This is a genomic window from Variovorax sp. Sphag1AA, from assembly GCF_014192575.1.
Classification (GTDB): domain Bacteria; phylum Pseudomonadota; class Gammaproteobacteria; order Burkholderiales; family Burkholderiaceae_C; genus Variovorax.
This window is the reverse complement of the sequence record NZ_JACHYC010000001.1, coordinates 681,870-693,450: the sequence shown is the minus strand read 5'-3', so window position 1 is coordinate 693,450 and position 11,581 is coordinate 681,870. Positions and strand designations below refer to the sequence as shown.

9 protein-coding genes are annotated in these 11,581 nt (G+C 64.0%); 2 read left to right on the top strand and 7 right to left on the bottom strand.

Annotated elements, in window-relative coordinates:
- Positions 1 to 10 precede the first annotated feature (10 nt).
- The 6 genes from rimP to FHW64_RS03390 form a co-directional block, all read right to left on the bottom strand.
- Entirely contained in the window at positions 11 to 622 is a 612-nt protein-coding gene (gene rimP / locus FHW64_RS03415; RefSeq protein ID WP_184523055.1) for a ribosome maturation factor RimP, read from the bottom strand.
- 164 nt (positions 623 to 786) lie between these two features.
- Positions 787 to 1,992 carry a YbfB/YjiJ family MFS transporter gene (locus tag FHW64_RS03410; RefSeq protein WP_184523053.1) on the bottom strand — a complete coding sequence of 402 codons (1,206 nt, stop codon included), beginning with the start codon at positions 1,990 to 1,992 and terminating at the stop codon, positions 787 to 789.
- A gap of 18 nt (positions 1,993 to 2,010) precedes the next feature.
- Positions 2,011 to 3,624, bottom strand: coding sequence for an ABC transporter ATP-binding protein (locus tag FHW64_RS03405; RefSeq protein WP_184523051.1), 1,614 nt, complete (start codon positions 3,622 to 3,624; stop codon positions 2,011 to 2,013).
- A complete protein-coding gene (locus FHW64_RS03400; protein ID WP_184523049.1) occupies positions 3,621 to 4,673 on the bottom strand; it encodes an ABC transporter permease in 1,053 nt (350 codons plus the stop codon). The genes FHW64_RS03405 and FHW64_RS03400 overlap by 4 nt, the downstream gene beginning before the upstream one ends.
- Positions 4,666 to 5,694: a microcin C ABC transporter permease YejB gene (locus FHW64_RS03395; RefSeq protein WP_184523047.1), complete on the bottom strand. Its 1,029-nt coding sequence runs from the start codon at positions 5,692 to 5,694 to the stop codon at positions 4,666 to 4,668. The genes FHW64_RS03400 and FHW64_RS03395 overlap by 8 nt, the downstream gene beginning before the upstream one ends.
- A 6-nt stretch (positions 5,695 to 5,700) precedes the next feature.
- Positions 5,701 to 7,521 (bottom strand): extracellular solute-binding protein, encoded by a 1,821-nt coding sequence (locus tag FHW64_RS03390; RefSeq protein WP_184523045.1) that lies wholly within the window; start codon positions 7,519 to 7,521, stop codon positions 5,701 to 5,703.
- A gap of 37 nt (positions 7,522 to 7,558) precedes the next feature.
- Between FHW64_RS03390 and fabI the strand changes: the two genes are divergently transcribed.
- Both fabI and FHW64_RS03380 read left to right on the top strand, forming a co-directional pair.
- Positions 7,559 to 8,350: an enoyl-ACP reductase FabI gene (gene fabI / locus FHW64_RS03385; RefSeq protein WP_184523043.1), complete on the top strand. Its 792-nt coding sequence runs from the start codon at positions 7,559 to 7,561 to the stop codon at positions 8,348 to 8,350.
- Positions 8,351 to 8,434: 84 nt separating this feature from the next.
- Positions 8,435 to 9,310, top strand: a complete 876-nt coding sequence (locus FHW64_RS03380) for a DNA ligase (RefSeq protein WP_184524229.1) — start codon at positions 8,435 to 8,437, stop codon at positions 9,308 to 9,310.
- Here FHW64_RS03380 and FHW64_RS03375 read toward each other — a convergent pair whose 3' ends face one another.
- Positions 9,311 to 11,581, bottom strand: coding sequence for an arginine/lysine/ornithine decarboxylase (locus tag FHW64_RS03375; protein ID WP_184523041.1), 2,271 nt, complete (start codon positions 11,579 to 11,581; stop codon positions 9,311 to 9,313).

The following is an 11,581-nucleotide window of genomic DNA, read 5'->3' as shown; positions in this document are numbered from 1 at the left end:
CTCTCCTCGTTCAGTCCGACACCAACGTGCCTGGTTTGGGCCTGCGCCCCTTGAAATCCACGATTGGCGCGAGCCGCGCCTCGCGCAACTCGTCCAAGACAAAACCGAGCGCCTGCAACGGTGCGGGCGCGCGCTTCTTGCTGACTTTCTGGCCGGGCTTTGGCGCTGGCTCATCGCTCCAGACGATTTGCCAACCCGAGGAACCCTCCGGGCCTGCGACGCGCTCCAGCGTGCCGCGAAACTTCTTGCGGTTGGCTGCCACTTGACCAGCCGCGGCCGCGCCCATCGGCGCCTTGAGGGTGATGTCGATCACTTCGCCGACAAAACGCTCGAAATCCTGCTCGTTGCGCAACGGGCGATCGATGCCCGGCGATGACACCTCGAGGCGCTTGTAGTCGACCCCATCGACCTCGAGCGCAAACTGCAACTGCCGGGTAACTTTTTCGCAATCCTCGACCGTCACCAGTGGCTCCGGTGCTCCGGCGGCCGCATCGGATGAATTGGGGCCATTCCACGGCAAATCAATCGTGACGCGCAGCAATCCACCCGCCGAGCGCTCAATCTCGACCAAGTCGTAGCCTAGCCCGGCCACGGTTGTTTCCACTGTCTGCTGCAATGCCACGTGTCTGTATGCGCCCTTGAAATGTTTGCTTGCCTTGTCGGTGCCGCCCGCCCCGCATGAGCCGCACCAAATTGCGTCGACCAATAAAAAACGGGCGGTTGGTACCCGCCCGTTTGGTCGTGAGATTTGAATTATATGCCAAATGCGTTACGTAATAGCAGTTTCTACCTGTCCGGAGCCGTTTTGGGAGAACGGGATCGCCACCAAACACAGGTAAAAAGCAGCGCGCCTGTGGCCAGAGCCGCCGCAGCGACCAACAGAGGCATGGTGAAAGAGCCGGTGCGTTGCGCCAGTGGTGCAGCAAACAACGGGCCCAGGATCTGTCCAACGCCGTACGACGCTGTCGCGTACCCGATCAATCCGGCGGAAGAATTGCCACGCAGGCGGCGAGCATCCCGCATGGCAAAAAGGGTAATGGCTGTGAAAGGCAATCCCAGCAGGAGGCTCCCCAGGGCGAATCCCACGATCGTGGGCCAGATCACGGAAAGGATGACCCCCAGGGCCTGAAACAGGTACGCGATCGCCAGCAGCAGCCTGTTGTCCCAATGGACGGGAGCACGCGCACCAATCAGCGCCCCTGGGACGACCGCGAGGCCGAAAAGCGGCCAGAACAGGTCGGGCCACGGCGACCCTGGGAGCGCATGGCGCGCGATCACCGGCAGAAATGTCGCCGTGATGATGTAACCGAACCCGGCGAGCCCGTACAACGCCACCAACCAGAGTGCGTCGCTGCGCACGGCGGCGGAATCGACAGGCGGCGGATTGGCAACCGTGCCGGTTGGCCCAGCTGCGTGCGCCTCCGCGCCGTCGCTGAAGACAAACCAGACCGCCGCGATCAGGACGAGCGCCAGCAGGCCGAGCCCGATCCATCCGGCATCCGATCCCGAGCGCCCTATCGCGCCGCCCAGCAGTCCCGTGACGGCGATGCCGATTCCCGGGCCGGTGTAGATGACGCCGCCTAGCGCCGGCACGCCGGTTTCTGCGAGCCGTCGCAAACCCCAGCCGGAAGCGAATACGAAGGTCCACGCGCTCATGACTCCCGCCGCGGATCGCAAGATGCTCCATACGGTGAAGCCGTGCAGAAGGCCCATCCCGAGCAGCAGCGCGGCGGTTGCGACAAGCCCGCCGCGCACCATGCTCGCCGGCCGCACGCGAATCGCCGCACAACTGAGCGCGCCGAGGAAGTAGCCGAGGTAGTTCAGCGATGCCAGCAGGCCACCTGCTTGCAGATCGAGCTTGCCTTCATGAAGCATGACCGGAAGCATCGGCGTGAATGCAAACCGCCCCAGCCCCATGGCAACAGCGAGGGCCACCATGCACGCCAGCGCTGCGCGCCAGGCATCGCGCCTGTCATCACTGATCAGCGACATTTGCGCTCCAGGCGCCCTTCAATCGGCCATCGCGGCGGCGACCAGCTTCTGCGTATAGGGATGTCCGGGCGCATCGAGCACCTGGCCAACCGGGCCGGACTCGAGGATCGCGCCGTCCTTCATCACGATGACCTGGTGCGCCATGGCTCGGATCACTTCCACGTCATGCGTGATCAGCAGGTAGCTGAGTCCCCGTTCGCGCTGCAGGCGCTGCAGCAGCCCAAGCACCTGCTTCTGGATCGTCACATCCAGCGCGCTGGTGGGCTCGTCGAGCACCAACAACTTTGGATCGACGATCAAGGCCCGCGCAACCGCAAGTCGCTGACGTTGTCCGCCGGAGAATTCGTGCGGATAGCGGTCCAGCAGAGCCGGGAACTGCGCTTCCGTCAGGCCGACCTGGGCCAGCACGTCGAGCGAACGTGCTCGCCGCGCTGCAGTATCGAGATCCGGCGCGTGCACGGTCAGGCCTTCGCCAACGATTTGCTCGACTGTCATCCGGGGCGAGAGTGATGAAAACGGATCCTGGAAGACGACCTGCATCACCCGGCGCAACGCGCGGTCGCTGGCGCCCCCGTTGTTCCAGCGCCTGCCGGCAACATCGAGCTCCCCCTGATGCTTGAGCAACCCCAGCGCCGCCAACGCGAGCGTGGATTTGCCCGAGCCAGACTCGCCGACGACCCCGAGTGTTTCGCCCGGAGCGATGCGGAAGTCCGCGCCCTGCACCGCGACGAATTCCCCTTTGCGGAACCAGCCCGCGAAGCCAGGTCGCGAGACCGGGTAAGTCACCCGCAGCGACTTCGCCGCCAGCACCGGCTCGGCTTGGCGATCCGTGACGGGCGCTACATCCCTCTCCGGCCGGCTGTCGATCAGCTTGCGGGTGTACGGATGTCGCGGCGCGTCGAAAACGGTGGACACGAGGCCGTGCTCGACGATGTACCCGTTCTCCATCACTGCCACCCGATCCGCGAACCGGCGCACGAGGTTGAGGTCGTGTGTGATGAGCAGCACCGCCATGCCGTACTTGTGTTGAAGATCGGTCAGGAGATCGAGGATCTGCGCGCGGACAGTGACGTCGAGCGCCGTCGTTGGCTCATCCGCGAGCAGCAGGCGTGGCCGGCAGGCCAATGCCATGGCGATCATGGCGCGCTGTCGCTGTCCGCCCGACAACTGGTGCGGGAACGCCCTCGCCCGCCGCGCCGGCTCGGGAATGCCGGTATCGGCCAGCAACTGCACCGCTGCCTCGTGCGCGGCCCTGGCCGACATGGCCTGATGCAGTTCGAGCACCTCGGCGATCTGGTCGCCGACCGGATAGAGCGCATTGAGCGCGGTCATCGGCTCCTGGAAGATCATCGCGATCTCCTTGCCCCGAATTCCGCGGAGTTTCGATTCGGGCAGGGCCAGGAGATCGCGCGCGCCGCCGCCCTCCCCGCCCGCAAAGCTGGCGACGCCGGTAACGTCCGCGTTCTGCGCGAGACGAAGCAGGCTCAGCGCGGTGACCGTCTTTCCGGAGCCGGATTCGCCGACCAATGCGAGCTTTTCCCCTTGAGCGATCTGGAAGTCGACGCCGTGCACGACTTCCTTGCCGCCGAATGCGACGCGAAGCCCTTTGACGTCGAGAAGCGACTGCGTCATCGATCGGCCTTCCGGGGGTCCAGGGCGTCGCGCAAGGCATCGCCCATGAAGGTGAGCAGCATCAGCGTGATCACGAGCACACCGAAGGTGGAAAGCGAAATCCACCACGCATCGATGTTCGCCTTGCCCTGGTTCAGGAGTTCGCCAAGCGACGGGGTTCCCGGCGGAACGCCCAGCCCGAGGAAATCGAGAGAAGTCAGCGCAAGGATGGACGAACTCATGCGAAACGGCAGAAAGGTGACGACAGGCGTCATGCTGTTCGGCAGGATGTGCCGCCACATGATCTGCAGGTTGCCGACCCCCAGCGCGCGTGCAGCGCGCACGTAGTCCATCTGCCGGTTGCGCAGGAACTCCGCGCGCACGTAGTCGGACAGGCCCATCCATCCGAACAGACTCAGGAGGATCAGGAGCAATGCCACGCTCGGCGCGAACACCGCGCTGAAGATGATCAACAGATACAACTCGGGCATCGAGCCCCAGATCTCGATGAAGCGCTGGAAGGTCAGGTCGACCTTGCCGGCGAAATAGCCCTGCACTGCGCCGGCGGCGATGCCGAGCACTGTGCCGATCGCAGTCAACGCAAGGCCGAACAGCACGCTCACCCGGAAGCCGTAGATCAGTTGCGCAAGCAGGTCCCGCCCGCGATCGTCGGTTCCGAGCCAGTTCTCGCGCGTCGGTGCCGCGGGGCTTGGCGATTTCGCAAAGTAGTTGAGCGTCTTCGGCCCGTACGTGTTGGGTGCATAGACCGCCCAATTGCCGCCCCGTGTGATGCGATCGCGGATGAACGGATCGAGGTAGTCGGTCGGCGTCTCGAAGTCCCCGCCGAAGGTCTTCTCCGAATAGTCGCGAACCACCGGGAAATACAACTTGCCCTCGTAGCGCATGACCAGCGGACGGTCGGTCGAAAGCACTTCCGCGAAGAGGCTCAGCACCACCATCGCGACGAAGATCACGAGGCTCCAGAAGCCCAGGCGGTTGCGCTTGAAGCGCATCCACGCGCGGCGTCCCGGGCTCAGCGACACGGGCTGGACGGGCGGCGCGCTAGTCAAACTTCACCCTCGGGTCGACCCATACGTAGCAAAGATCGGAGATGAGCTTGGTCAACAGGCCGATCAACGTGAAGAGGTAGAGCGTGCCGAGCACCACTGGATAGTCGCGACGGATCACGCTTTCGTAGCCCAGCAGGCCAAGGCCGTCGAGCGAAAACAGCGTTTCGATCAGCAGCGATCCGGTGAAGAACGCGCCAATGAACGCGGCCGGCAGTCCGGTCACGATCGGGATCAGCGCATTGCGGAAGACGTGCTTCCAGAGCACCTGCCGCTCGCCCAGGCCCTTGGCCCGCGCGGTCAGGACGTACTGCTTGCGGATCTCCTCCAGGAAGGCGTTCTTGGTCAGCATCGAGGTCACTGCGAAGCTTCCGAGCACCATCGCGGTCACGGGCAGCGTGATGTGCCAGAGGTAGTCGACGATACGTGCGCCCCAGTTCATCTCGTCCCAGTTGGCGGAGGTCAGGCCCCGCAGCGGAAACCACTGCAGTTGGCCGCCGAAGACCACCAGCAGCGCCACGCCGAGCACGAAGCCCGGAATCGCATAGCCCACGAGGATCAGCAGCGTGGTGACCAGGTCGAATCGCGTGCCGGCGCGCACCGCCTTCGCCACGCCGAGCGGCACCGCAACGCCATAGCTGATCAGGAACGTCCAGAGCCCGAGGCTGATGGACACCGGGAGCTTTTCGAGGATCAGTGACCATACGTCCTTGTTCTGGAAGAAGCTTCGACCGAGATCGAAGCGCGCGAACTGCCCGAGCATCTGGAAGAGCCGCTCATGCGCCGGCTTGTCGAAGCCATAGAGCGCCTTGATCTCCGCGAGCCGCTTCGGATCGACGCCCTGGTCGCCGCGGTAGTTGGTGCCGCCGGACTCGACGCCGCCGCGCACATTCGCCCTCGCCTCGGCCAGATACTGCTCGACCGGCCCGCCCGGAACGAACTGGATCACCACGAAGGTGACCAGCAGCACGCCGAGCAGGGTCGGGATGAACAACAGCAGCCGCTTCAGAACATAGGCCAGCATCCGCGTCTACCTCCGATCGGCCTCGCCCTCGCGGGCCCACCATGTCGTCATGATCCACTCCTCGGCCGACGCGTACGGCGGCATCGGCGACTTGTAATCCAGCCGCCATGCGTTGTAGGCAATGCGGTGCGCTGTCAGCGTCCATTGCGGGATCAGATAGTGGCTCTGCATGATCACGCGGTCCAGCGCGCGGCAGGCGGGAAGAAGTTCCTGCTTCGTCTCGGCGCGCACGATGTCAGCCACCAACGCGTCGACGGCCGGGCTGCTCACGCCCATGAAGTTGCCCGAGCTCTCCGTCTTGGCGGCCTTGCTGCCGAAGACGTCTGCGAGTTGCTGCCCGGGGTTGTGCGTACCGGGGAAGTTGATCGTGGTGATGTCGAACTCGAACTTGTCCAGCCGCTGCTGATACAGCGCGAAATCGACCGAAGCGAACTTCAGCGTGATGCCGAGCTTCTCAAGGTTGCGCATCCACGGAGACACCGTGCGAACGCCACCTTCCTTGCTGTCGAGGTATTCGAGCACCATGGGCTCGCCCTTGGCATCGCGCAGCGCGCCGTCGCGGTATTCCCAGCCTGCCTGCTGGAGCAGCTCGCGCGCCATCCGGAGGTTGTTGCGCAGGGACTGCCCCGGTCCATCCGTCGTGGGCGGCGTGTACATCGGGCCGAACACCGCATCGGGCACCTTGCCGCGCCAGCGCTCGAGCAGCTTGAGTTCCTCCGGCGAGGGCATCCCTTCGGCGGCGCAATCGGTGTTGCCGAAGAGATCGCGCACACGCGGATAGCCGTTGTAGAACATCTGGCGATTCATCCACTCGTAGTCCAGCGCGAGGCCCAGTGCCTCTCGAACGCGCAGGTCCTGCAATTGCGGACGGCGGGTGTTCAGCACATAGCTCTGAAATCCGGACGGCAGCCGGTGTTCGAACTCCCGCTTGACCAGTTCGCCAGAGTCGAAGCGCTTGCCGGTCACCCGACGCGCCCAGTCGCCCGCCGAGTAGAAGCTCATCATGTCGAATTCGCCCGCCTTCAGGGCCTCCAGGCGCGCGGTGTTGTCCCTGTAGATCTTGATCGTGATGCGATCGAAATTGTTGGACCCGCGCCGGACACCGAGATCGCGCGCCCAGTAGTTCGGGTCGCGCACATAGGTGATGTCCTTGCCGAAGCGCACCGGCCCGATCTTGTAGGGACCGCTTCCGATCGGGATGTCCATCACGACCTGGTCGAAAGGCTTGGCCTTGCCGTTCTCCATGCCCCAACGCCGGCTGAAGACCGGCAACCCGCCGACGATCAGCGGCAGTTCGCGATTGGCCTTCTTGAACTTGTAGCGGATGGTGTGGGCATCGATCACCTCGGCGCTTTCGACGTCTTCGAGCAGCGTCTTGTAGGACGGCGAGACATACGGCCCGATCAGCGTGTCGTAGCTGTACTTGACATCCGCCGCCTCGACAGGCGTTCCGTCATGGAAGCGGGCCTCGGGCCGGAGCCTGAATGTCGCTGTGAGGCGGTCGGGGGACACGACGATGTCCTCCGCCAGCAATCCGTAGCCGGAGGCCGTCTCGTCCATCGAGCCGGCGAGCAGCGAGTCGAACATGAGGCTGCTCAGGTAGGCCGGCGGTGCGCCCTTGATCGTGAACGGGTTGTACTTGTCGAAGGTGGAGTAGCGCAGGTTGCTCACGAGCCGCAGTTCGCCGCGCTTTGGTGCATCGGGATTGACGTAGTCGAAATGCGGAAAACCCGCCGGGTACTTGAGGTCGTCCCACATCGCATAGCCATGCGCAGCCCACGCCGGAAACGCGCACACCATCAACAACCAGCACCATAGAAGCCGCATGCGAGAATTCTGCCCAAGATTTTCACGAGGTCGTCCCATGGGCTTTCTTTCCGGCAAAAAACTTCTGATCACCGGCGTCCTGAGCAATCGCTCCATCGCCTACGGCATCGCCAAGGCCTGCCACGAGCAAGGCGCAGAACTGGCATTCAGCTACGTGGGCGACCGATTCAAGGACCGCATCACCGAATTCGCCGCCGAGTTCGACTCCAAGCTGGTCTTCGACTGCGACGTGTCTGACGACGCACAGATCGACAAGCTCTTCGCAGACCTCGCCCAAACGTGGCCCAAGTTCGACGGCTTCGTCCACAGCATCGGCTTCGCGCCCCGCGAAGCGATCGCCGGCGACTTTCTCGACGGCATCTCTCGCGAAGCATTCAAGGTGGCGCATGACATCAGTGCCTACAGCTTCCCGGCCATGGCCAAGGCGGCCCTGCCCTACCTCAACGACAAGTCTGCATTGCTTACGCTGACGTACCTCGGTGCCGTGCGCGCGCTGCCCAACTACAACACGATGGGTCTGGCCAAGGCTTCGCTCGAGGCTTCGGTGCGCTATCTGGCCGAGTCGCTCGGACCCAAGGGCATGCGCGTCAACGGCATCAGCGCCGGCCCGATCAAGACGCTCGCTGCGAGCGGCATCAAGGGCTTCGGCAAGATTCTGTCGGCCGTGGCCGAGGTCGCGCCGATCCGCCGCAACATCACGATCGAGGAAGTGGGCAACGTCGCTGCCTTCCTGCTCAGCGACCTCGCGAGCGGCGTGACGGCCGAGATCACGTATGTCGACGGCGGCTTCAGCCACGTCGTGGGTGGAATCGCAGAGCCGGCCGCCTGAGCATCGAGCGGGATAATCCTGGCACATAGAGATGCCAGGGAGTAGATAGTGAGTTTTTCCAATCGCATGGGCCGCCACCGGCCCATGTTCTTTTCACGTCGATCGTTGTTGCTGGCGGCTGCCGCCGCGACAGTCGGATTCGCTACTGCGCCTTATGCGGCAGCGCAATCCTCGCCGAAGGTGCCGGCCCCGCTCATGCTGGCCGAGGTCTATCGCCCGGGCATGTCGCTGGACGACTACTGGGTGAGCGAGAAGTACGACGGAATCCGCGGGTACTGGGACGGCAAGCAGTTGTGGACGCGAAGCGGCGAGCGGATCGCTGCGCCACACTGGTTCACCGAAGCATTGCCTGCCGAACCGCTTGACGGCGAGCTCTGGGCCGGACGCGGCCACTTCTCCCAGATCGTCTCGACCGTGCGGACCCAGCCGCCGTCGGACACTGCATGGCGCGAGATCCGATTCATGGTCTTCGATGTGCCCGCCCAGCCCGGCGACTTCACGACACGCCTCGCATATTTGCGCAAGCTGCTGCCCATCACCAGCGTCCCGTGGGTCGTGGCCGTTCCGCAGCAACGCGCGACGACAGCCGAGGATCTCGATGCCCTGCTCGAGAAGACGGTGAAGATGGGCGGCGAAGGCCTGATGCTGCACCGTGGTTCTTCCTCGTATCACGCGGTGCGAAGCAACGATCTGCTCAAGGTAAAGCGCGATGACGACGCGGAGGCGCGCGTGGTCGGGCACGTCGGCGGACGCGGTAAGCATGGCAGTCGCATGGGCGCCCTCCTCGTTGAGACGCCTGACGGCAAACGGTTCAAGCTCGGCGGAGGGTTCACCGATGCCGAACGTGAGAACCCTCCCGCGATCGGAACCTGGGTGACTTACCGGTTCAACGGCACCACCACATCCGGCCTGCCGAGATTTGCGCGCTTCCTGCGCGTGCGCGAGGACATGGACTTCTGATCAGGCCGCGCGCACGCAGTCGGCGTAGTAGCGCTTCTTCCCGCTGTCGTCGAAGCGCGCCACGAGTCCGTGAATGTCGGTCTCGAAGCCCGGGCACTGTGTGTTGAATTCGCGCGCGAACTTCAGGTAGTCGACGATCTTCTTGTTGAACACTTCGCCGGGGATCAGCAGCGGAATACCGGGCGGGTACGGCGTGATCAGGCTGGTCGTGATCCGGCCTTCCAGTTCGTCGATCTCCACACGTTCCGTCTTGCGGTGCGCAATGTGCGCGAAGGCGTCGCTGGGCTTCATCGCGGGAGTGAGATCGCTCAGGTACATCTCGGTGGTGAGCCGCGCGACGTCGTAGCGCGAATACAGCTCGTGCACGTGTTGGCACAGGTCGCGCAGGCCGAGACGCTCGTAGCCCGGATGCTGCTGGCAGAACTCCGGCATGATCCGCCACATCGGTTGGTTGCGGGCGTAGTCGTCCTTGAACTGCTGCAGCGCCGTGAGCAGCGTGTTCCAGCGGCCCTTGGTGATACCGATCGTGAACATGATGAAGAAGCTGTAGAGCCCCGTCTTCTCCACGATCACGCCGTGCTCCGCCAGGAACTTGGTAACGATGGCGGCCGGAATGCCGCTCTTGGCGAACTTGCCGTTGAGGTCCAGGCCGGGCGTCACGATGGTCGACTTGATCGGGTCGAGCATGTTGAACCCATCGGCCAGTGCGCCGAAGCCATGCCACTTCGCGGTGCGCGATTCGCCCTTGATGATCCAGTCGTCGGCGCGGCCGATACCCTCTTCCACGAGGCGCTCGGGGCCCCATACCTTGAACCACCATTCGTCCTTGCCGAATTCGGCTTCGACCTTGCGCATCGCGCGACGGAAATCGAGTGCCTCGAGGATGCTTTCTTCCACCAGCGCGGTTCCGCCAGGCGGTTCCATCATCGCGGCGGCCACGTCGCAACTCGCGATGATCGCGTACTGCGGGCTGGTCGACGAATGCATGAGGTAGGCCTCGTTGAACAGGTCGCGGTCGAGCGCGCGGTTCTGCGAATCCTGTACCAGCACGTGGCTGGCCTGGCTGATGCCGGCGAGCAGCTTGTGGGTGGACTGGGTCGCGAAGACCAGCGATTCCTTCGGCCGCACGCGACGCTTGCCCATCGCGTGATACGCGCCGTAGAAGGGATGGAAGGCTGCATGCGGCAGCCACGCCTCGTCGAAGTGCAGCGTGTCGACGAAGCCGTCGAGCATGCCCTTGATCGTCTCGGTGTTGTAGATCACGCCGTCGTAAGTCGATTGCGTGAGCGTCATCACGCGCGGCTTGACCTTGTCGGCATCCACGTGCGAGAGCAGCGGATTGGCACGGATCTTCGCCTTGATCGCCGCCGGCTCGAACTCACTCTTCGGGATCGGGCCGATGATGCCGAAGTGGTTGCGGGTCGGCTTCATGAAGACCGGGATCGCACCGGTCATGATGATCGCGTGCAGCACCGATTTGTGGCAGTTGCGGTCCACCACCACGACGTCGTCCGGCGCCACGGTGTGGTGCCACACCATCTTGTTGCTGGTGCTGGTGCCGTTGGTCACGAAGAAGCAATGGTCGGCGTTGAAAATGCGCGCCGCATTGCGCTCGCTGGCCGCCACCGGGCCGGTGTGGTCCAGCAGCTGGCCGAGTTCTTCCACGGCATTGCACACGTCCGCGCGCAGCATGTTTTCGCCGAAGAACTGGTGGAACATCTGCCCGACCGGGCTCTTCAGGAAGGCCACGCCGCCCGAGTGGCCCGGGCAGTGCCACGAGTACGAACCGTCTTCCGCGTAGTCGATCAGCGCCTTGAAGAACGGGGGCTGCACGCCCTCCAGATAGCTCTTGGCCTCGCGGATGATGTGGCGTGCCACGAACTCCGGCGTGTCCTCGAACATGTGGATGAAACCGTGCAGCTCGCGCAGGATGTCGTTCGGGATGTGCCGCGAGGTCTTGGTTTCGCCGTAGATGTAGATCGGCACGTCGGCGTTCTTGCGGCGCACTTCGCCGATGAAGTTGCGCAGGTTGAGCACCGCCGGGTCGAGGTCGGGGCCGACGGAAAACTCCTCGTCGTCGATCGACAGGATGAAAGCGCTGGCGCGGCTCTGCTGCTGGGCGAACTGGCTCAGGTCGCCGTAGCTCGTGGCGCCGAGCACCTCGAAGCCCTCGCTCTCGAATGCCTGGGCCAGGGCGCGAATGCTGAGACCCGAGGTGTTCTCGGAGCGGAAGTCCTCGTCAATGATGACGATCGGAAAACGAAATTTCAT

Excerpts from the sequence above, each read along its gene's own strand:
- FHW64_RS03410 (WP_184523053.1), bottom strand. The coding sequence starts at position 1,992 with ATGTCGCTGATCAGTGATGACAGGCGCGATGCCTGGCGCGCAGCGCTG.
- FHW64_RS03405 (WP_184523051.1), bottom strand. The coding sequence starts at position 3,624 with ATGACGCAGTCGCTTCTCGACGTCAAAGGGCTTCGCGTCGCATTCGGC.
- FHW64_RS03395 (WP_184523047.1), bottom strand. The coding sequence starts at position 5,694 with ATGCTGGCCTATGTTCTGAAGCGGCTGCTGTTGTTCATCCCGACCCTG.
- FHW64_RS03390 (WP_184523045.1), bottom strand. The coding sequence starts at position 7,521 with ATGCGGCTTCTATGGTGCTGGTTGTTGATGGTGTGCGCGTTTCCGGCG.
- fabI (WP_184523043.1), top strand. The coding sequence starts at position 7,559 with ATGGGCTTTCTTTCCGGCAAAAAACTTCTGATCACCGGCGTCCTGAGC.
- FHW64_RS03380 (WP_184524229.1), top strand. The coding sequence starts at position 8,435 with ATGTTCTTTTCACGTCGATCGTTGTTGCTGGCGGCTGCCGCCGCGACA.
- FHW64_RS03375 (WP_184523041.1), bottom strand. The coding sequence starts at position 11,581 with ATGAAATTTCGTTTTCCGATCGTCATCATTGACGAGGACTTCCGCTCC.